This is a genomic window from Thermobifida alba (genome assembly GCF_023208015.1).
Taxonomy (GTDB): Bacteria; Actinomycetota; Actinomycetes; order Streptosporangiales; family Streptosporangiaceae; genus Thermobifida; species Thermobifida alba.
The window spans coordinates 50,640-70,991 of the sequence record NZ_CP051627.1; the positions used below are offsets into that span (position 1 = coordinate 50,640).

Genomic DNA, 20,352 nt, shown 5'->3' on the forward strand with positions numbered 1-20,352 from the left:
CGCACCCGACCGCACGGAAGGACCGACGGCCCGTGACCACCCTGTACAGCCATCCCGTAGCCGCACCGCCCGCGGACTCGCCGTACCGCTCCTACGTGTACGGCTACCCGCACAAGACCGCCTACCGGCCGCTCGCCGACGCCCCGAGGCTCGCCGACGTGTGGCGTGACGAGCCGACCGACGCCCTGTCGCTGTACTTCCACATCCCGTTCTGCGAGGTGCGCTGCGGGTTCTGCAACCTGTTCACCCGCTCCACGCCGCCCGCCGAACAGGTCACCGCCTACCTGGAGGCGCTCACCCGCCAGACCGCCGCGGTCGCCGAGGCGCTCGGCGGCACCGCCCGCTTCGCCCGGGCCGCCCTCGGCGGCGGCACCCCCACCTACCTGACCGCCGCCGAACTGCACCGCCTCTACGACCTGGCCGAACACCTCCTCGGCGTGGACCTGGCGACCATCCCCACCTCGGTGGAGACCTCCCCGGCCACCGCCACCCCCGACCGCCTCGCCGTGCTGGCCGCCCGCGGCGCCACCCGGATCAGCATCGGCGTGCAGAGCTTCGTGGACGCCGAGGCGCACGCCGCGGGACGGCCGCAGCGCCGCGCCGACGTGGACCGGGCCCTCGCCGCGATCCGCGAGCACGCCCCCGCGGCCCGCCTCAACATCGACCTCATCTACGGCATCGCCGGGCAGACCCCGGACAGCTGGCGCCACTCCCTGGACACCGCGCTGGCGCACCGCCCCGAGGAGCTCTACCTGTACCCGCTGTACGTGCGTCCGCTCACCGGGCTGGGCAGGAGCGGCCGCGCCTGGGACGACCAGCGTCTCGACCTGTACCGGCGGGGCCGCGACCACCTGCTGGAGCACGGCTACCGGCAGGTGTCCATGCGCATGTTCGAACGGGTCGACGCGCCGTCCGTGGACGGCCCCGCCTACTGCTGCCAGACCGACGGCATGGTCGGCCTGGGCTGCGGGGCCCGCTCCTACACCCGCGACCTGCACTACTCCTTCGACTACGCGGTGGGGGTCAGCCCGGTGCGCGCCATCCTCGACGACTACGTCTCCCGCGGACCGGACGGCTTCGACCGCGCCGAGGTGGGGTTCCGCCTCGACGACGACGAACGCCGCCGCCGCCACCTGCTGCAGTCGCTGCTCCAGGCCGACGGCGTGGACCCCGGCCTGTACCGGTCGCGGTTCGGCTCCGACCCGCGCACCGACTTCCCCGCCGAGTTCGCGCTGCTCGACGAGCGCGGCTGGGTCGTCGACGGCTCCGGGCCGGTGCGGCTCACCGAGGAGGGGCTCGCCCACTCCGACGCGGTCGGCCCGCTGTTCTTCTCCGCCCGCGTGAACCGGCTGATGGCGGAGTACGACGCGCGATGAGCCTGCCCGAGACGCTGACCCTGCTGTACCGGGGGCCGCTGGCCAGCTGCGACTACGACTGCGCGTACTGCCCGTTCGCCAAGCGGCGCGACAGCCCCGAGCGGTTGCGCGCCGACCGCGCCGCCCTGGAGCGGTTCGTCGACTGGGTCGCCGACCAGGCCGGGCAGAGCCCCGGCACGCGCCTGTCGGTGCTGTTCACCCCGTGGGGGGAGGGGCTGGTGCGGTCCTGGTACCGTGCCGCGATCGTCCGGCTCAGCCACCTGCCGCACGTCGAACGGGTCGCCATCCAGACCAACCTGAGCGGCCGCGTGGAGTGGCTGGCCGACTGCGACCTCGCCACCGCGGCGCTGTGGACCACCTTCCACCCCACCCAGACGCCCTACGACCGGTTCCTCGGCAAGTGCCGCCGCCTGCGGGAACTGGGGGTGCGGTTCAGTGTGGGGATCGTCGGACTGCCCGAGCACCTGGCCGCGGCGCGTCGGCTCCGCGCCGACCTGCCCGACGACGTCTACCTGTGGGTCAACGCCGCCGAAGGCCGCTCCTACACCGACGCCGAGGCCGCCGAGTGGCAGGACGTCGACCCGCTGTTCCACTACAGCCGCCACCCGCACCCCAGCCGGGGCCTGCCGTGCCGCACCGGCGACACCGTCGTCTCGGTCGACGGGAACGGCACGGTGCGCCGCTGCCACTTCCTCCCCACCGAGTTGGGCAACCTGTACGACGGCTCCTTCGCCGAGCGGCTGCGTCCCCGCCCCTGCCCGGCGGCCCGGTGCGACTGCCACATCGGCTACGTGCACCTGGAGCCCCTCGACCTGTACGAGGTGTTCCGCGGCGGGGTGCTGGAACGGGTTCCGGCGGGATGGGGCCGCGACCTGCGCGCGTGACCATGTCCCTGGAACCACCGGGGACGGCCGAAATGGCCGTGGGGGCATGGTCGTGCACCGCGCGGGGACGGCGTCAGGCCGCCGCCTCCAGCGCCGCGACCACGTCCAGCAGCCGGTCCCGCAGCGCCTGCCCGCGTTCGCTGAACACCCGCTGGGCGGCGGTGTACTCGGCCTTGCCCTCGGGCGTCTCGATGCGCACCGGGGCGTACCCGTGGGCGGACAGGTCGTAGGGGGAGGCGCGCATGTCCAGCTCCCGCACGTCGCGCGCCAACTCGAAGCAGTCCAGCAGCAGTTCGCCGGGGACCGCGGGGGAGAGCTTGTAGGCCCACTTGTAGCAGTCCATGGTGGCGTGCAGGCAGCCCGGCTGGTCGAGGGCGACCTGACTGTCCCGGGTGGGCTGGAGCTGGTTGAGCGGGCGCGCCTCGGGAGTGAAGAAGCGGAACGCGTCGAAGTGCGAACAGCGGATGCGGTGCGACTCGACGACCCGGTCCGTGCCCTCCGCGCCGAGCCGCAGCGGAAGCGCGTGCCGCCGCTCCTCGGGGGACTGCCGGTAGACCATCGCCCACTCGTGCAGGCCGAAGCAGCCGAAGTACGCGCTCCGCGCCCGGACCGCCGACAGCAGGTCGGCGACGAACCGCAGCGCACGGCCCCGGTCCGCGACGAAGGCCGCGACGTCCAGCTCCACGCCCGGCACCGGAACACCGGAGGGGCCGGTGACCGTGGTCGTGCGGTACCAGCGGCCGAACGCGGCGCGCGCCGACTCGCCCAGCAGGACCACGCCCGGTCCCGGATGCCAGCGGCGCAGCTGGGCGGGGCGGTGGCTGTAGTAGGTGAACAGGAAGCCCTCCACCGGCCGCGCCGAGGGGCGCTGGGCGCTGCGGACGAACTCCTCGGCTCGCTCGGCGTGCCGGGCGGCGCGCTCCCGCCACTCCTGCTCGGTGAGGACGACACGGGGTTCGGGCATCGGGAAACGGGCGGCGCTGTCCATGACAGCTCCAGGGTAGGACGTCGTGAACGCCGGATGCGTCCCGGTCTCGACCGGATCCACCGTGGAATCAGGAGAAGTGATCTGCGTCACTTGTATCTCCGGAAGGTTTTGGGGGAGAAGTCGGACACGCCGCGGAACCCGACCGGCAAACGGGTGGAAAAACACCGGGGTTCCGGCCCCGGAAAAGGCGGTGGAAGACCACCCGGATCCCTTTCCGAACCCCGGTCTGGGCTGGAGTTTTCTACTCTCGGTCAGGTGACGGAACGACAGTATGGGCATTGGTGGGCCGCTGCGGCCCGGAACACGAGGACCGCGGGCCGGGAACGGGAGCCGCAGAGGGGGCCGTGGTCCGGCTTCGTCACCCTCCCCCTCGTCGGCGTCCTCGTTCTCGGCCTGTTCGCGTTCTCGGTCGCGCTGTTCCCGCCCGGACCGCACGACCACGACACGGCTACGGCTGCCTCCGACACCGACGGTGCCCCCGAGCGGAGCCCCGAGGAGCCGGTGCGCAGGGGCACCGGTGTCGCCTCCCGGAAGGAGGAGGCAAGACCCGCGGAGGAGACCGGGACCGAGGGGGGCCGCTCCGCCGGCCCGGCGGAGCGCCGGGAGCTCCCGGCGGAGGAGACCGGCCCGGAGGTCACCGCGGTGGTCCACTTCTCCCACAACGGCACCGAACTCACCTACGAGGGAATCGTCGCACTGCAGCGTTTCGCCGAGCGGGCGGTCGCGGCCGAGGCCGCCTGGGTGCGCATCGACGGGTACGGGGACGACACCGGGACCCCCGAGGCGAACCTGCGGGTCTCCCTGCAGCGCGCCGAGGAGACGGCGGCCTTCCTCCAGGAGAGGATGCCGGTGGAGGGGATCGACTTCGTCACCGCGGGCCACGGCGCCGCCGACCCGGTGGCCGACAACAGCACCGTGGAGGGACGCGCCCGCAACCGCCGTATCGAGGCGACCGCGGGCACCGGCGCCCCCGGGGCCGGCCGCTCCGACCGCGGCGTCCCGCCCGCCGACGAGGAGCGGGACGACGTGGCGGGAGTGCCCGTGCCGCAGGTCGAACGGCTGGTCCCGGGGGGCGGCTGAGCCGGCCGGCGTCAGTTGGTGCTGTGCACCGGCAGGTGCCGGCCCAGGTACCCGATGTAGATCCGGTTGGTCCGCCCCGGCCCCAGGTCCGGGTAGTAGTACAGCCGCGGGCAGATCCCGTACTCGGCGTCCAGTTTGATGTGCGCGAACATCGGTACCTCCCCGTCGGGGTGGACCTCGGCGGGGACCCGGAAGATCCGCTTGCCGCTGAACTTCGCCCGGTTCTGCACGGTGTCGCTCTCGTGGGCGGCCATCCGCTTCACCGGGATGGTGTGGAAGCCGTCGGGCTGGTCGCGCAGGTAGTCGTGCAGGGTCTTGCCGTTGCCGGGATGCGTCAGCTGGTAGCGCACGTAGTCGTTGAGGGCGCGCAGCGCCTCCCACGCCTTGGTCGCCCACAGCCGCTCCTTCTTGTTGCCGCTGAGTTCCCGCACGTCGTCGAGCGAGTCGCCGATCGTCACCCGCAGGTAGGGGAAGGAGACCCCGTCGAGCATGCGCTCCAGCAGCTCCTCGAAGTTGTCGGGGGGCTGGTCGCTGGGCGCCTCCGGGGGTTTGGCGGCGGCCAGGGCGTACTGGCCGATGCCGCGCAACTGGTCGCGCAGCCAGGCGTTCTCGTGGCGGGCGCCGCGCAGCTCCTCCCGGTACCGGTCGCGTTCCGCCACGGTCTCGGCCAGTTCGGCCAGCAGGCGTTCGCGTTCCTTCTCCAGGTCGGCGATGCGCGCGGTGCGCCGTTTGACCTCGGCGGCCAGTCCGGCGGCGCGGTCCGGGGCGGCCGGGGTGGACACCGGAGGCCGGGGGGTTGCGGCGGACTCGGTGCGGTAGACGACCGTCGCCACGGGGGCGGACAGCGGGGACGCGGGAGTCGCGGACAGGTCCGCCTCCTCCTCGGTGAGCAGTGAGTCCAGCAGCTGCAGCTCCTCGGGCAGCGGGGCGTCCAGGACCACCTCGCGCAGCGAGTGCGCCAGGGCCCTGCCGATCCGGGAGCGGATCACGCCGCCGGTGCGGGCGGCGTCCATGCTGTGCGTGCTGAGCCGCGGATGCCGGCGGTGGTCGCCGGGGTCGGACAGGCGCACCCCGGGGCGGAAGGTGCGGACCCCGCCCGCGGGGATGTCGAACTCCCGGGGCAGCCGCGCCGCCACCCGCTCCTGGGCCGCCCGGTCCAGCACGTAACCGGAGTACATGCCGCACGCGAACCTGAGCACCTGGCCCATCGCCGCCCGCCAGCCGACGACGGTGAGGTCGGGGGGCGCGCCCGTGACGACCACCGCCATCCGCCGCGAGTCGTCGCGGATCGCCGCCAGCAGCGCGTCGACCGCCCGCGTGTCGCGGCCCCGGACGATCACCGGGGCCTCGGTCAGCACCGCCGCGCCGTCGAAGCACCGCGCCGCGTTCAGGAACGACCGTACCAGCTTGGGACGGACCACTTCGAACCGCTCCTCCGCGGCCTCCGCTCCCGGGGGGATCGCGGTCATGTCGATCCAGACGGTCCGGTCGGCGGCGCGCCCCGGGTCGGACACGGCGGTCAGCGCGGTCTGCCAGACGGTTCCGCTGCGGTCGTGCGTGGACTCGGTCCTGAGCCGCAGGAAGCGGACGTTCTCCGCGGGGTTCTCGTGCCGGACGACCTTCACGGTGTAGCGGTGGTCCAGCACGTGGTGCCCGGAGCGGCTCAGGTCCGGGCACCGGCCGCCGGACTTGTGCGCGAGCCAGGTCGAGAACGTGTCGAGACTCAGTCCGACGACGTCGCACGGCGGAGAGACGGTGAAGACGGTGCGGTAGACGAGCGGCAAGCGGCGATCTCCAGTCGACGGTTCTCGCTGCGGTCCGGCGGGCGGCCGGACCCGGTCTCTTCGGGGCTCGGGCAGGGCGATGCCGCCCCGAGCACGCGAACGGCGGGGGAAGACCGGTGCGCGCATCCCGACACCACTGTGGCCGACCCGCGTCGGATGTGCCACCGACTGGGGACAACTGTGCACAACCCGCGACCGAGCGCGGCGGGGAGGAGGCAGCGGAACCGGAGGCATCCGCCAGTATGGAGCGGAGATCCGCGTTGTTGGGCCCGAATGGATGAGGAATCGGACGCTGCGGAGCAGTAGCGTCACGGACATGTCCAAACGTCCGTTCTGGCTGGCCGGGTCTGCTACCACCGGCGACAGCGAACTCACCGTCACCAACCCCTACACGGGCCGGACCGTGGCGACCGTCGCGGTTCCCACCCCCGAGCAGATCGAGCAGGCCGTCGCCGCCGCGCACGGCGTCCTGGACGAGACCGCGGCCCTGCCCGCCCACGTCCGCTCCGAGGCGCTCGCCCACGTGGCCCGGCGGCTCAGGGAGCGGTCCGAGGAGATCGCCCAGCTCATCACCGCGGAGAGCGGCAAGCCGATCCTGTGGGCGCGCGCCGAGGCGGGGCGGGCCGTCTCGGTGTTCACCTGGGCGGCCGAGGAGGTCCGCCGCGACAGCGGGCGGATGCAGCGGCTGGACACCGACGCCGGCGGAGCGGGCCGGGTCGCGCTGATCCGCCGCGTCCCCAAGGGCGCCGTGCTGGCGATCTCCCCGTTCAACTTCCCCCTCAACCTGGTCGCGCACAAGGTCGCCCCGGCTATCGCGGTGGGCGCCCCCATCGTGGTCAAGCCCGCCCCCGCCACCCCCCTGTCCGCTCTGGTGCTCGGCGAGATCCTCGCCGAGACCGACCTGCCCGCCGGGGCGTTCTCGGTGCTGCCGATGCCCAACGAGCTGGCGCAGCCGATGATCACCGACGAACGGCTGCCGGTCATCTCCTTCACCGGCGGCCAGTTCGGCTGGGAGCTGCGCAGGATGGCCCCGAACAAGCACGTCACCCTGGAACTGGGCGGCAACGCCGCCGCCGTCGTGCTGGCCGACGCCGACCTGGACTGGGCGGCCCGGCGCATCGCCCTGTTCGGCAACAACCAGGCCGGCCAGGTCTGCATCGGCGTGCAGCGGGTCGTCGTCGAGGACGCCGTCTACGACGAGTTCGCCGCGAAGCTGGTGGAGCGGGTCGAGGAGCTGGTGACCGGCGACCCCGCGGACGAGGCCACCCAGGTGGGCCCGCTCATCGACGAGGCCGCCGCGGCCCGGGTCGAGCAGTGGGTGAACGAGGCGGTCGAGAGCGGCGCCACGCTGCTCACCGGCGGCACCCGCGACGGCGTCACCGTGGCCCCGACCGTGCTGGCCGACGTGCCCGACGACGCGAAGGTGGTGTGCGAGGAGGTCTTCGGCCCGGTCATGGTGCTGCGCCGGGTCAGCGACGTGGACGCGGCGTTCGCCGAGGTCAACAACAGCGACTACGGCCTCCAGGCGGGCGTGTTCACCCGCGACCTGCCCACGGCCTTCCGGGCGCACCGCGAGCTGAAGGTGGGCGGCGTCATCATCGGCGACGTCCCGTCCTACCGTGCCGACCAGATGCCCTACGGCGGCGTCAAGAAGTCCGGCGTCGGCAAGGAGGGGGTCCGCTCGGCGATGGACGACCTCACCGACGAGCGGGTGCTGGTCCTCACCGGAGTGCTCTGACCAGCACCCTCGATCGTGGCTTCGGGGTCCGGTCTCCGGTCCCGGATCCCGGAGCCACCCCCGTCAGCGCCGCGCGGGCGCCGTCCGGGACGGCGAGAGCACACCGGAGCCGGGTGTGCTCGGTGGACACGGCCCCAGGGACAAAAAGAGCGCGGGAGCAGGTCCCCGGGGCCATGATCGTTCCGGTTACAGGGTCTGCGCGGCCTCGTAGACGCGTTCGGCCTCCTCGCCGAGGCGGGGTCCGTACTGGACCGTGTCGTCGTTGGCGTACTTGAAGCTGATCAGCGAGGTGATCGTGCCGGTTCCGGTGGTGGTGTCGAAGTCGGCGAACCACGGGCCGCCGCTGGAGCCCTGGGTCATCGCACACGCCATGCCGGAGCCGTGGGTGCCCTGGCTGTCGCGGTGGGTCGGGCCGACGCAGTAGTACAGGTGGCGGCCGGAGAAGGGCGGCGAGGAGGGGTAGCCGAAGGCGTGCACGTGGGAGGCGATGCGGCCGTCGAAGGAGACCCGCTGGCTTCCGGTGCGGTCGGCGACGTGCCGCCCCCGCCGGTCGGTGCCGAGCACGACCAGGCCGAAGTCGTAGCTGTCGTCGCCCTGGCGGGACCACTTCGGCGAGACCAGCATGTCGCGGGCGGGGTAGCGCCCGTAGGGCGCGCGGCCGTCGGTGTAGCCGGGCACGAAGATCCAGTTCTCCGCCCACGAGCCGGTCTTGTTCTTCAGGCAGTGGCCCGCGGTGAGCACGGTGTCGCGGTTCTCGGCGTCGATCACCGAGGCGGTGCAGGTGTAGTCGGAGCCGTCGAGGGTCAGGTACACCCGGCCGGTGGTCGCCGCGACCAGGCCGCCGCCGGTCCAGCGGCGGACCGTGCCGGAACGGCCGGCCGCGCCGGCGGTCTCGGGAGCGCGGGGCGTGTCGAGCAGCGGCGCGGTCAGACCCCCGAGCGCCGAGGAGAGCGGAACGGCCGAGGCCATGCGCTCGGGGGTCCAGTAGTCCAGGACGGCGCGCCGCTGCTGCGGGGTGTGGGCGGCGGACTGGTGCACCACCTCAGCGGGGACGGTGGTCCGCTGTTCCGCTGCGGAGGGCTCGACCGCCGAGGCCGGGGACACGCCGACCGCGACGAGGGTGAGAGAGGCGAGGATCGAGTACACGATGGACCGATTCATGTCCCTGGATCATGCCACACTCTCCGTGATCGGATGGCTTCTTTCAGTTATTTGCGCTGGGTGGTGGGGACGATCCGGAGCAAAAAAGGCGGCCTTCCCGGCGCGGGGGAAGGCCGCCGTCGCGGGGCCGTCAGGCCGTCGGCACCCGCAGCCATGAGGGGTCGGCGGCGGGGGAGCTCACCGTGACGGTGCTGCCCACGCCGTTCTCACTGCCGTAGCGCAGGTCCTGGCCGTCGACGACCAGGGCGAGGCGGTGGCCGGAGGGGACCTCCCACACCACCGGCTCCAGCGCGATCTCTACCGTCCGGGCCTCGCCGGGAGTCGCACCGCGCAGGGTGTAGGGCTTGTGGGTGATGAGCGACCCCGTGCCGGAGGAGTTCACCGCGTACAGGTAGACGAACAGGGACGCCTCGGAGCGGTTGGGGGTGACGGTCAGCCGCAGGCGCGGCGTTCCGCTCACCGTGACGCCGTGCAGGGCCGGACCGGTCCACACGCCCGCGTAGACCCGGTTGACCAGCGGCAGCGAGACCCCGGTGGGGATGTCGGCGAACTGCTGGACGGCGCCGCTGAGCATCAGCGCCCCGCTGTTGGCGGTGGTGCCGAGGGCGGTGCGGATCCGGTAGTTCCACCCGGTGGCGGGCTCGGTCGCCAGACCGCCGGTGGCCCGCCAGTTGGTCCAGGTGGCCGCCGGCTTGGTCAGGTGGTAGACGGTCTGGGCGGAGGTCACCGACGCCCAGTCGGGGTAGCCGCTCCAGGAGCCGCCCCGGCTGTTCGGCTTGACCTGCACGGGGGGTTCGGCGTCGATGCCGTTGTCGACGCCGCGCAGGTGGTGGTCGAACCAGCGGCGCAGCGACTCCCAGGTCTCGTTGGGCAGGCCGAACGCGCCGAACGCCTCCTGGGTGGCGTGGTCGCCCGGGGCCAGCATCAGCCGCTTGGGGCCCTCCAGCGCGGTGTAGAGGTCGGTCATCTGGCTCGGCGGGAAGATGCCGTCGTTCCAGGCGTGCGCGATCATGACCGCGGTGCCGTTGGCGTTGAGGGCGTCGATCCCGGTCGCGGGGGAGCGCACGGGGGCGGCGTCCAGGGCGGGCTGGACGTCGCCGGAGCGGTAGCCCCGCTCCATCTCCCGCAGGGTGGCCCCGGGCCTGCCGAGGAGGTCGGCGGAGGAGAGCAGCAGTTCGATGGCCTGGGTGCTGAGGGTCTCGTTGGGGTAGATGGAGGCCGCCAGGTCGGCCCAGCCGCTCATCGCGCCGACCACCGTGACCCGGTCGTCCTCGGCGGCGGTGAGCAGGCTGATGCCCGCGCCGTAGGAGATGCCCGCCATGCCGACGCGGTCGGGGTCGGCGTCGGTGTTGGTGAGCGCCCAGTCGATGACGGCTCGGGCGTCGGCGACGTCCCGGGGGCCGGCGACCTCGATCTCGCCGCCGGACTCGTTGAAGCCGCGGGAGGTGTAGCTGACCACCTGGTAGCCGGACTCGCGGGCGAGTTTCCAGGCCGCGCCCACGTACAGCAGTTTGTTCGTGGCCCAGGCCGAGGGCATGACCAGCAGGGGGTGGGGGCCGGGGGTGCCGGTGGGGGTGATGACGAGTGCGCTCAGCTCCACGCCGTCGCCGACGGGGATGCTGACCCGCTGGGTGGTGGAGCCGATCGTGGCGTGAGCCGGTGGTGACAGCAGTGTTGCCGTGAGTAGTGCCACGAGGGTGGCGCTGATGACTGCGGACAGCCGTTTCATCAAGACCTCGTTCCGGAATGAGCGGGAGATACTGACGGTCGCGCCTGCCGTCGCATCCCGGTGGGCCGTGGGGTCCTCCAACGGAAAACCCTTGTTACTGCGAAGTAAGTTACTTCGATGTCAAGTTAAGGCAGGGGTCAACGGTTTGTAAAGACTTTCCTGTGAAGCGGGTCACTTTTCCGCGGCTCCGTCTCCCACCCGGACCCGCCCCCGGACGGCCCGGAGCACGTGCCAGACCGCCACGTGGCAGGCCAGACCCGCGCCGACTCCCTGCGCCAGCCCCAGCAGCACACCGCGCACGAGGTCGTAGCCGCTCGCCGCCGCCCGCGGATCGGCGGCCGCCCGCCCGGCTTCCGCCACCCCCGCCACCACGATCCCGGCCGCGGCCCAGCGGCGCGCCCCCTCACCCGGCAGAGCGGCCCCGCCGGCCGGTGCCACGGGCGCGCGCCGGTACCAGCGCGCCACCCACCAGGCCAGCACCCCCAGCCCGCCCGCGGAACCGAGGGACATGACCACGTTGTACAGCCGGTGCGCCCCCGCCACCTCCGCGTCCAGCACCGGCCAGAGGACCACCGCCGCCCCGCCGGGATGCGTGAAGGCGTCCCACACCACGTGCGTGGCCGCACCGAGGGCCAGCGAGAGCACCGTCCACAGCACGGGGCCGCCCCCCACCGCGGGGACGGCACCGCCGCCATCCGCCCGCGCGGCGCGGCGGGCGCCAGATCCACCAGCGGAGCCCGCAACACCCCGTGGAACAGCGCGAACACCACCAGCCCCACGCGGCCGGGTCTACCCCCACCGGACCCAGCGGGCCGTGGGCGGCGGGCCCCAGCGGCAGCGACAGGTCGTAGGGCAGACCGGGGACGAGGACGCCGATGACCAGGGCGGAGGGCACCAGCCGCCCCCGGTCAGCGGGATCGCCGCGGCGGCGTGACTGACGGTGAAAGGCATGCCGGAATGATCCCGGACCGAGACCGGGGCGAACGAAGCGGGCGCTGCGCCACAATGGGGACGTGACCACTGCTGCTCAGCCCCACGAGGCGTCCGACCCGGCATCCGCACAGTCCGCCCAGGCCCCCCGCGAGGTGGTGATCCTCGGCTCCACCGGCTCGATCGGCACCCAGGCCGTCGAGGTGGTCCGTCAGGCGCCGCACCGCTTCGACGTGGTGGGCCTCGCCGCCGGAGGCGGCCGCCTGGACCTGCTCGTCGACCAGGCCTGCGAACTCGACGTCCAGGTGGTCGCGGTCGCCGACCCCGCGAAAGCCGCCGAACTGTGCGACCGGCTCACCGCGCGCGGCAGCGCCGCCAAGGTGCTGGCCGGCCCCGAGGGGGTAGCCGAACTCGCCGCCTGGGAGTGCGACGTCGTCCTCAACGGCATCACCGGAGCCCTGGGCCTGGAGTCCACCCTCGCCGCGCTGCGCGCCGGACGGCTGCTCGCGCTGGCCAACAAGGAGTCGCTGATCGTCGGCGGCCCCCTGGTCCGCGAGGCCGCCCGCCCCGGGCAGATCGTGCCGGTGGACTCCGAGCACTACGCGCTCGCCCAGTGCTTCCCCCGCCTGCCCGCCGACCAGCTCACCAGCCTGGCGCAGGGCAACGTCGAGGCCCGCCGCGACCAGGTGCGCCGCCTCGTCGTCACCGCCAGCGGAGGCCCGTTCCGCGGCCGTTCCGCCGCCGACCTCGCCGACGTCACTCCCGAACAGGCGCTCGCCCACCCCACCTGGAGCATGGGGCCGGTCGTCACCGTCAACTCCGCGACCCTGGTCAACAAGGGCCTGGAGGTCATCGAGGCGCACCTGCTCTTCGACATCCCCTTCGACCGGATCGAGGTCGTCGTCCACCCGCAGTCGGTCGTCCACTCGATGGTGGAGTACGTGGACGGCTCCACCATCGCCCAGGCGAGCCCGCCCAGCATGCGCATCCCCATCGCCTACGGCATCGCCTGGCCGGACCGGGTCGCCGGCGCCGCGCCCGCGATCGACTGGACCAGGGCGCACCAGTGGACCTTCGAGCCGCTGGACCACGAGGCGTTCCCCGCGGTGCGGCTGGCCTGCGAGGTCGGCACGGCGGGCGGGACTGCCCCGGCCGTGTACAACGCGGCCAACGAGGAGGCCGTCGCCGCGTTCCTCGCCGGACGCCTGGCATTTCCGGCGATCCTGGACACCGTGGCGCGGGTAGTCTCGGAGCACCGGGAAGAGGTCCAGGGGGGCACGCCGCGGCTCGAAGACGTCTACGAGGCCGACGGGTGGGCCCGCAAGCGGGCCGGAGAACTCATCTCCCGACAGGGGTGAGGAGACGGACATGGTGGCGTTGCTGACCGTGCTGGGGATCATCATCATGGTCCTGGGCCTGCTGTTCTCGATCGCCTGGCACGAGCTGGGGCACATGGTGCCGGCGAAGCTGTTCGGCATCCGCTGCACCCAGTACATGGTGGGCTTCGGCAAGACGCTGTGGTCCTTCAAGCGCGGTGACACCGAGTACGGGCTCAAGGCGGTCCCGCTGGGCGGGTACGTGCGCATGGTCGGGATGATCCCGCCCGCCAAGCCCCGCCCCGACACCGGCAAGCCCATGTCGCGGTGGCGCGCGATGATCGAGGACGCCCGCGAGGCGTCCTTCGTGGAGCTGGAGCCCGGCGACGAGGACCGGCAGTTCTACCAGCGCCCGCCGTGGAAGCGGCTCATCGTCATGGCCGGCGGACCGTTCATGAACCTGGTCCTGGCGGTCGCGCTGTTCGCCCTGCTGCTCATGGGCATCGGCGTCTACCAGCCCACCACCGTCGTCGGCGCGGTGCACGAGTGCGTGGTGCCCGCCACCGCCGCGACCGCCGACTGCCCCTCCGACGCCGACCCCTCCCCCGCCTCCCGGGCCGGGCTGCGCGCCGGGGACGAGATCGTCGCGGTCAACGATCGGCCCACCCCCGACTGGGAGGCCGTGCAGGCCGCCATCCGCGCCCACGTCGGCCCCGGCACCATCCAGGTGCTCCGGGACGGCGAGGAGCTGACCCTGCACGCCGACTTCATCGAGAACCAGGTGGTCAAGCGGGACGCGGACGGCAACCCCGTGGTCCGCACCGACGCCGCCGGGGAGCCGGTCCTCGACGAGGAGGGACGGCAGGTCCCCGAGACGGTCACCGCGGGCTTCCTCGGGTTCGTGCCGCAGGAGCAGCGCCAGACGCTCAGCGCCGCCGAGACCGCCGTCTTCTTCGGCGACACCCTGGTCTCCGTCGGCGAGGCCATCGTCACCCTCCCAGCGAAGATCCCCGACGTGTTCGCGGCGGCCTTCCTCGGCGCCGACCGCGCCCCCGACTCGCCCGTCGGCGTCGTGGGGGCCTCCCGGATCAGCGGTGAGATCCTCGCCATGCCCGCGCCGGTCCTGGACCGCGTCGCGATGATGATCAACCTGCTGGCCGGGATCAACCTGTTCCTGTTCGCCTTCAACATGCTGCCGATCCTGCCGCTGGACGGCGGGCACATCGTCGGCGCGCTGTGGGAGGCGGTCCGCCGGAACACCGCCAGACTCTTCCGGCGCCCCGACCCGGGCCCCTTCGACGTGGCCCAGCTCATGCCGGTGGCCTACGTCATGGTCGCCTGCTTCCTGGGCTTCAGCCTGATGCTGCTGGTCGCCGACATCGTCAACCCGGTCCGCCTGATCTACTGACCCCGCCGCGGCCGGTGACCCGGCGGCGTCCGGGGAGTGAACGCGCGCGGACGACTCGGAGAAGTCGTCCGCGCGCCGCCGTTCGGCGGTGTCAGGAGCCGGTGTCCGATCCGGGTAGCCTTGTGCACACGAACCAACGGCGAGGTCCACATCCCCCGTTCCACGTCGCGACGCCCGTCTGCGCCGCGGCGACTCCCCGGTACCAGTAAGTCGAGCGATGCCGTCGGCCACCCCGGCGGCCAGCGAGGTGAAATCGCGTGTCCGTCGATCTCGGAATGCCCGTTGCTCCTCCGCAGCCGCTGGCGCCGCGTCGCAAGTCGCGGCAGATCATGGTGGGTGACGTTCCGGTGGGAGGCGACGCTCCGATCTCGGTGCAGTCGATGACCACCACGGTGACCGCCGACATCAACGCCACGCTGCAGCAGATCGCGGAGCTGACCGCCGCGGGCTGCCAGATCGTGCGGGTGGCGGTGCCCAGCGCCGACGACGCCGAGGCGCTGCCGATCATCGCGCGCAAGTCGCAGATCCCGGTGATCGCCGACATCCACTTCCAGCCCAAGTACGTGTTCGCCGCGATCGAGGCGGGCTGTGCGGCGGTGCGGGTCAACCCGGGCAACATCAAGAAGTTCGACGACCGGGTCGGGGAGATCGCCAAGGCCGCGTCCGAGGCCGGGGTGCCGATCCGCATCGGCGTCAACGCCGGCTCGCTGGACAGGCGGCTGCTGGCCAAGTACGGCAAGGCCACGCCCGAGGCGCTGGTGGAGTCGGCGCTGTGGGAGTGCTCCCTGTTCGAGGAGCACGGTTTCCGCGACATCAAGATCTCGGTCAAGCACAACGACCCCGTGGTCATGATCCAGGCCTACCGGCTGCTGGCCGAGCGCTGCGACTATCCGCTGCACCTGGGGGTGACCGAGGCGGGCCCGGCCTTCCAGGGCACCATCAAGTCCGCGGTCGCGTTCGGCGCGCTGCTGGCCGAGGGAATCGGCGACACCATCCGCGTGTCGCTGTCGGCGCCGCCCGCCGAGGAGGTCAAGGTCGGCGCGCAGATCCTGGAGTCGCTGGGGCTGCGCCAGCGCGGCCTGGAGATCGTCTCCTGCCCCAGCTGCGGGCGCGCCCAGGTGGACGTCTACACGCTCGCCGACCGGGTCACCGCGGGACTCCAGGGGCTGGACGTGCCGCTGCGGGTGGCCGTCATGGGCTGCGTGGTCAACGGTCCCGGTGAGGCCCGCGAGGCCGACCTGGGCGTGGCCTCCGGCAACGGCAAGGGGCAGATCTTCGTCAAGGGCGAGGTCATCAAGACCGTGCCGGAGTCGCAGATCGTGGAGACCCTGATCGAGGAGGCCCTGCGCATCGCCGAGGAGATGCGCGCCGAGGGCGTGGCCTCCGGCGAACCCAGCGTCGACGTGGCGGGCTGACCCCCGCCGACCCCGCACCGGACCTTCGGGCCGTCGTGCGCCGCGGCGTCCCCGCCGCCGGCGCACGACGGCCCCTCCCGTCCGCGGCCCGGCCGCCGCGCAGCGGAGGGCGAGTGTCGTATCCCGGCTCCGCGGCCCCGCCTCGGCAGAATTCCCCTCAACAGCTGTCACGGGGGAGAGGCGGAAGCGGATGCGGCACGCGGCGGCCAGGTCGGTGGGGGCGATCGCGGCGACGGGGGTGCTGACGGTCTTCGGGGCCGTCGTCCCGGCCGAGGCGGACGGGACGACGGGGTGGACGGAGTGCGCGGACCTGGAACCCGCGGCACAGCTCCGGGTGGAGTGCGCCGAACTGCGGGTGCCCATGAGCCGCGAGGGCGGCCCGAGATCGGGGGGAACCGTGGTCCTCGCGCTGTCGCGGGTGCCCGCGAGCGGGGAGCGGCAGGGCACACTGCTGGTCAACCCGGGAGGCCCCGGCAGCCCCGGACGCGACTGGGCGGTCCGCATCGCCGAGCGGCTGCCCGCGGACCTGCGCGCCTCCTACGACGTGGTGGGGTTCGACCCGCGCGGCACGGGCGCGTCCACCCCCACCGTCACCTGCGACCCCGGCTACTTCGACCCGGTGCGCCCCGACACGGTCCCCGCCGACGAGGAGGCGGAGCAGGCGCTGTGGGACCGGGCCGCCGCCTACGCCGAGGCGTGCGCGGAGCACACCGGGGACCTGCTGAACCACATGACCACCGTGGACATCGCCGCCGACGTGGAGTCCATCCGGCGCGCCCTGGGGGTCGAGCGGATCGACTACCTCGGCTACTCCTACGGCACCTACCTGGGGGCCGTCTACGCCACCCGGTACCCCGACCGGGTGCGCCGCCTCGTGCTGGACAGCGCCGTCAACCCCGACCTGCCCTGGTACCAGGGGAACCTGGCGCAGAGCCGCTCCCTGGACGCCGCGGCGCGCAACTTCTTCGCCTGGACCGCCCGCCACCACGGCGTCTACGGTCTGGGCACCACCGGGGAGCAGGTCGCGGAGCACTACTACGCCCTCCGGGACGCGCTGGCCGAACAGCCGGCGGCCGGCACGGTCGGCCCCACCGAACTGGAGAGCGTCGTCCTCTTCGCCGCCTACACCAGCGCCGCCTGGCCGCCGCTGGCCCGGGCGCTGTCCGACCGCGTCGTGCACGGCGAGGACGCCGCGCTGCTCGCCGTGCACGAGCGGCTCGGGGAGGACGCCGACAGCGACCAGGGGTTCGGCGCCTACCTGGCCACCGAGTGCACCGACTCGCCGTGGCCCGCCGACCGGGGGACCTGGCGCGAGGACGCGGCCAAGCTCCACGTCGAGGCGCCCTTCGTCGCCTGGAACAACACCTGGTACAACGCCCCGTGCCGCTTCTGGCCCGCCCCGGCCCGCTCCTGGACCGAGGTGGACGGCACGGCGGTGGGCGGCGCCCTGCTCCTCCACGCCACCCAGGACGGGCCGACACCGCTGGCCGGGGCCCACGCGATGCGCGCCCGCTTCCCAAAGGGCCGGCTCGTCGTCGAGGACGGCGGCGTGGACCACGGGGTCTCGCTCAACGGCAACCCGTGCGTGGACCGCGTCCTCGTCGCCTACCTGCGGGACGGCACCCTGCCCGCGGCCGGCCGCGGCGCCGACGGCGCGGACCTGACCTGTGCGGCGCGGCCCCAGCCCGACCCGCGCGGGGCCGCGGCCGGTGGGGTGTGAGGACGGTGGACGCCGGGCCGCAGCGGGCGGGAACCGTGCCGAAAGGGGCGTGTGGCGCGTTTCCCCCGCCGGGGCTGCGGCTACGATTGCCCTAGAGCGGTGGCGCTCCCGCCCCTGGAAGCTCGCAGGTGAGGTGATACGGATGCTGCGGACCTCGCCGATACGGGTGCTCGGGGAACGAGACCGCGCCGAGGTGTACGCGCTTCTCGACCGGGACCCGGTCGGCAACGTGTTCGTCGCCTCCCGGTTGCGCGCCGCGGGTCTGGATCCGGCGCGGCTCGGCGCAGAACTGTGGGGCTACGTCGAGCACGACGCCATCACCGCGCTGTGCTACGCGGGGGCGAACCTGGTCCCGATCAACGCGGGCCCCGAGGCCGTCCGGCACTTCGCGAGCCGGGCCCGCTGGCAGGGACGGCGCTGCTCCTCCATCGTGGGGCCGATCCCGGCCGTGACCGACCTGTGGCGCCGTCTGGCCCCCTACTGGGGGCCCGCCCGGGCGATCCGGGCCAGGCAGCCGGTCATGGCCATCTCGCAGGAGCCCGAGGTGCCCGCCGACCCGCTGGTGCGCCGGGTACGGCCGGAGGAGCTGGGGATTCTGCTGCCCGCCAGCATCGCCATGTTCACCGAGGAGGTGGGGGTGCCGCCGGACGCGGGCGACGGCGGCGCGCTGTACCGGGCCCGGGTCGAGGAGCTGATCCGGATGGGCCGGGCGTTCGCCCGGATCGAGGACGGCCGGGTCGTGTTCAAGGCGGAGGTCGGTGCGGTCACCCCGCGGGCCTGCCAGGTGCAGGGGGTGTGGGTGCATCCGGAGCTGCGCGGCCGGGGCCACTCGGTGGCGGGCATGGCGGCCGTGGTGCGTTTCGCGCTCGCCGAGATCGCGCCCACGGTCACCCTCTACGTCAACGACTTCAACACGCCGGCGCGCGCCGCCTACCGCAGGGTGGGCTTCCAGGAGATCGACGAGGTGATGTCGGTCCTGTTCTGACGGGATCGGGCCCGGGGGCCGGGGCGGCGCGGCCCGTCCAGCGCACGCCGCCCCGGGTGTCCGCCCGCCGCCTGCCCGCGGGGACGGACGAGGAGAAGGCCGCCCTGCCCGGCCTCTCCCCGCTGTGCGTGGCGGACGCGCCCTCAGGGGTGTCCGCCCTCGGTGACGGTTCCGCCCGTGCCGTGGACGGTCACGGTCCCGTAGTTGTAGTGGACGTGGGCCTGGGGGCCGGTGTTGGTGATCTGCGACGGCCACCAGCGCATCTGGTCCGGGGAGGACTCCGCGCGGGGCGCGGCGGCGCGGATGCGGGGACGGTCGGTCGGCACGTGCACCCAGGCGCGGGTGCCGAACCGCTTCTCCGGCTCGGTGATCTCGACGGGGGTGAACTCCCGGCGGTACAGGTCGTAGTCGCCCTGTTCGACCACGTCGGTGTAGATGGAGTCGGAGACGACGAGGACGAAGTCGACCTCGGGGTTGTCGCGGAGCGCCTGCCGGGCCGCCGCCGAGTCGCGCAGCCGGCACACCGACACCACGGCGCCGCCCGTGTAGCCGTTGGCGCCCAGTGCGACGTTGCCCTGGTCGAACGCCACCCGCAGGCGCAGCCGGGCCTCCTCCTTGAGGGCGGCGTTGTGGTGGTAGAGCGCCATGGCGAGTTCGTGGGTGAAGTAGGCGATCACCCGGGCCTCCTCGATGCCCGGCTGCAGCAGCGCGAGTTCTCCGTCGCCCTGGGGCTGCACGTCCCAGCAGGAGCGGTCCAGGTCGGCGGTGTCGCAGACCAGGTCCATGATCCGGGTGAGCCACTGCTGGACCTCGTGCTGTGCGCGCCGCGTCCGGTCGCTGTAGGCCTCAGCGTCCACGGCCAGGCACATGCGGCGGATGGCGGGGGTGGGGTAGTCCATGAGGACGCCTTTCTAGCGGTGGGGGAGCGTCGTGAACTGCCGGGAGCGCCGCCTCCACGGTGGCGTGGATCGGCGGCGGGGATCCCGTACTGTTACGGGCTTGGCGGCAGTTCGGCGAATTCGCGCAGCAGGGCCTGGTCGTGCACCACGTAACTGCGGTAGCCGACGGTGATCACCCCGTGCTTGCGCAGTTCGGCCAGGGCCTTGTGGACGGCGGGTTCGGAGGCGGCCACGATCGCGGCGAGCTCCGGCTGGGACAGCGGAATGCCGAGGGCGGTCCCGTCCGCCACGGGGCGGCCGTGGTCGGCGAGGATGCGCAGCAGGGCGCGGGCCAGGCGGACCGGCACCTCCTGGCTGCTGAAGTCGACGATCTTGTCGGTGGCCGAGCGGAGTTTGGCGGCGATGGAGCCGTTGACGATCCGGACGGCGCCGGGGTGGCGTTCCAGGAAGCCCTCGAACTGGGGGAAGGGCAGCACGCGGACGCCGATCGCGCCGATGGCCACGACCCGCGCCATGCGCGGGCTGGAGTCCATTCCGGCGAGTTCGCCGACCAGGTCGCCGCGGGAGCGGACCGCCAGCAGGACGGTGCGGCCGCTGTCCGACTCGCTCATCACCTTGACGTGTCCGGTGAGCAGGACGAACACGTGGGTGCTGCGCTCCCCCTGGCGGATCAGGACCTGTCCGGCGCCGAACTCCCGCCGTACGCCGAGGGAGAGCAGGTCGTCGCGCTGGGCGGGGGTGAGGCGGCCGAGGAGGCTCGTGGCGGGCCAGGGGGCGGGGGAGGTGTCGTCGAGCCGCATCGTCCAGTTCTCCGTGTCACGGGCTGTGCGTCGCGGGGGTCTCGCGGCGGGACGGGCGCGGCACCCCCGATGTAGGAAGCTACCCGAAGGTGTCGAGTGGTGGGATGAAAGTTCCCTTCCGAATGATGAGGATGATGGT

The 20,352-nt window shown here is 73.1% G+C and carries 16 protein-coding genes; 9 read left to right on the top strand and 7 right to left on the bottom strand.

Annotated elements, in window-relative coordinates:
• The first annotated feature begins 32 nt into the window (after positions 1-32).
• Together FOF52_RS00210 and FOF52_RS00215 are read left to right on the top strand one after the other, a co-directional pair.
• Entirely contained in the window at positions 33-1,376 is a 1,344-nt protein-coding gene (locus FOF52_RS00210; protein WP_248591803.1) for an STM4012 family radical SAM protein, read from the top strand.
• Positions 1,373-2,260, top strand: coding sequence for an STM4011 family radical SAM protein (locus FOF52_RS00215; RefSeq protein WP_248591804.1), 888 nt, complete (start codon positions 1,373-1,375; stop codon positions 2,258-2,260). The genes FOF52_RS00210 and FOF52_RS00215 overlap by 4 nt, the downstream gene beginning before the upstream one ends.
• Before the next feature lie 73 nt (positions 2,261-2,333).
• Here FOF52_RS00215 and FOF52_RS00220 read toward each other — a convergent pair whose 3' ends face one another.
• A complete protein-coding gene (locus FOF52_RS00220) occupies positions 2,334-3,248 on the bottom strand; it encodes a 3-methyladenine DNA glycosylase (RefSeq protein ID WP_248591805.1) in 915 nt (304 codons plus the stop codon).
• Positions 3,249-3,503: 255 nt separating this feature from the next.
• Here FOF52_RS00220 and FOF52_RS00225 point away from each other — a divergent pair, with 255 nt between their 5' ends.
• A complete protein-coding gene (locus tag FOF52_RS00225) occupies positions 3,504-4,328 on the top strand; it encodes an OmpA family protein (protein WP_248591806.1) in 825 nt (274 codons plus the stop codon).
• Positions 4,329-4,339: 11 nt separating this feature from the next.
• On the opposite strand, the gene FOF52_RS00230 is transcribed toward FOF52_RS00225, so the two are convergent.
• Positions 4,340-6,112: a hypothetical protein gene (locus FOF52_RS00230; RefSeq protein WP_248591807.1), complete on the bottom strand. Its 1,773-nt coding sequence runs from the start codon at positions 6,110-6,112 to the stop codon at positions 4,340-4,342.
• A 316-nt stretch (positions 6,113-6,428) separates the two neighbouring features.
• On the opposite strand from FOF52_RS00230, the gene FOF52_RS00235 reads away from it, so the two are divergent.
• Complete coding sequence (locus FOF52_RS00235) at positions 6,429-7,850, top strand: aldehyde dehydrogenase family protein (RefSeq protein WP_248591808.1); 1,422 nt, start codon at positions 6,429-6,431, stop codon at positions 7,848-7,850.
• Between the two features lie 186 nt (positions 7,851-8,036).
• Here FOF52_RS00235 and FOF52_RS00240 read toward each other — a convergent pair whose 3' ends face one another.
• From FOF52_RS00240 to FOF52_RS00250, 3 genes are all read right to left on the bottom strand, one after another.
• Positions 8,037-9,011, bottom strand: coding sequence for a trypsin-like serine peptidase (locus FOF52_RS00240; RefSeq protein ID WP_248591809.1), 975 nt, complete (start codon positions 9,009-9,011; stop codon positions 8,037-8,039).
• Between the two features lie 130 nt (positions 9,012-9,141).
• Entirely contained in the window at positions 9,142-10,740 is a 1,599-nt protein-coding gene (locus FOF52_RS00245; RefSeq protein ID WP_248591810.1) for a CocE/NonD family hydrolase, read from the bottom strand.
• A gap of 171 nt (positions 10,741-10,911) precedes the next feature.
• Positions 10,912-11,412 (bottom strand): DUF4184 family protein, encoded by a 501-nt coding sequence (locus FOF52_RS00250; protein WP_248591811.1) that lies wholly within the window; start codon positions 11,410-11,412, stop codon positions 10,912-10,914.
• 416 nt (positions 11,413-11,828) lie between these two features.
• Here FOF52_RS00250 and dxr point away from each other — a divergent pair, with 416 nt between their 5' ends.
• The 5 genes from dxr to FOF52_RS00275 all read left to right on the top strand — a co-directional run bounded on the left by dxr (position 11,829) and on the right by FOF52_RS00275 (position 18,514).
• The gene (dxr, locus tag FOF52_RS00255) at positions 11,829-13,028 is read left to right on the top strand and encodes a 1-deoxy-D-xylulose-5-phosphate reductoisomerase (RefSeq protein WP_248593696.1); all 1,200 of its coding nucleotides are present in this window, start codon (positions 11,829-11,831) and stop codon (positions 13,026-13,028) included.
• Positions 13,029-13,038: 10 nt separating this feature from the next.
• On the top strand, positions 13,039-14,394 hold the full coding sequence (locus FOF52_RS00260; RefSeq protein WP_248591812.1) for a M50 family metallopeptidase: 1,356 nt from the start codon (positions 13,039-13,041) through the stop codon (positions 14,392-14,394).
• A 257-nt stretch (positions 14,395-14,651) separates the two neighbouring features.
• Positions 14,652-15,809, top strand: coding sequence for a flavodoxin-dependent (E)-4-hydroxy-3-methylbut-2-enyl-diphosphate synthase (gene ispG / locus FOF52_RS00265; RefSeq protein ID WP_248591813.1), 1,158 nt, complete (start codon positions 14,652-14,654; stop codon positions 15,807-15,809).
• Positions 15,810-15,999: 190 nt separating this feature from the next.
• Entirely contained in the window at positions 16,000-17,529 is a 1,530-nt protein-coding gene (locus FOF52_RS00270; RefSeq protein WP_248591814.1) for an alpha/beta hydrolase, read from the top strand.
• A 142-nt stretch (positions 17,530-17,671) separates the two neighbouring features.
• Positions 17,672-18,514 (top strand): GNAT family N-acetyltransferase, encoded by an 843-nt coding sequence (locus FOF52_RS00275; RefSeq protein ID WP_248591815.1) that lies wholly within the window; start codon positions 17,672-17,674, stop codon positions 18,512-18,514.
• 143 nt (positions 18,515-18,657) lie between these two features.
• Here FOF52_RS00275 and FOF52_RS00280 read toward each other — a convergent pair whose 3' ends face one another.
• On the bottom strand, positions 18,658-19,413 hold the full coding sequence (locus FOF52_RS00280) for a hypothetical protein (protein ID WP_248591816.1): 756 nt from the start codon (positions 19,411-19,413) through the stop codon (positions 18,658-18,660).
• Positions 19,414-19,505: 92 nt separating this feature from the next.
• Positions 19,506-20,213 (bottom strand): Crp/Fnr family transcriptional regulator, encoded by a 708-nt coding sequence (locus tag FOF52_RS00285; protein ID WP_248591817.1) that lies wholly within the window; start codon positions 20,211-20,213, stop codon positions 19,506-19,508.
• Between the last annotated feature and the right edge of the window lie 139 nt (positions 20,214-20,352).